Source organism: Vibrio sp. 1401 (assembly GCF_033340295.1).
On record NZ_JAWOWF010000604.1, the window covers coordinates 1 to 585 of the forward strand.

At 45.0% G+C, this 585-nt stretch carries 1 protein-coding gene; it reads right to left on the bottom strand.

What is annotated here, in order from left to right; genetic code table 11:
- A partial coding sequence (locus R7Z77_RS27080) for a GspE/PulE family protein (protein WP_318137269.1) occupies window positions 1–585 on the bottom strand: 585 nt, incomplete at both ends.

Sequence of the window (585 nt, forward strand, 5' to 3'; positions counted from 1 at the left end):
GTTGTAACTCACTAAAGCTTGTGATGCCTTGTTTGAGTTTTTCTATTCCGGACATTTGCAAGGCGCTCATGCCGTTCGCAATGGCAAGCTTTTCCAGTTCATGTACCGAGGCTCCTTTAATAAGAGCTTCGGATAGAGATTCATCAAAGCGCATGACTTCATAGATACCTGTTCGGCCAGAATAACCATGGGTGCATTCGTTGCAACCATCTGGATTGGCTCTAAAAATGTTGTCAGTTGTTTGAATGCCGAGGTGCTGAAGTTGAACGGTATGCTCTTGCGGTTGTTTACAATATGGACAAAGTTTGCGAGCTAGGCGTTGGGCAATAATCAAACTAAGAGAAGAGGCGAGGTTAAAACTTTCTACGCCCATGTTTGATAAACGAATGATGGTTTCAGCCGCAGAGTTGGTATGCAAAGTAGAGAGCACTAAGTGACCGGTTTGGGACGCCTTAATCGCGATTTCCGCAGTATCTAGGTCTCGAATCTCACCCACCATGACCACATCGGGATCTTGACGCAGAAAAGAACGTAGTGCTTCTGCAAAGCCAAAACCAATTTTAGGCTGGACTTGAACTTGGTTAA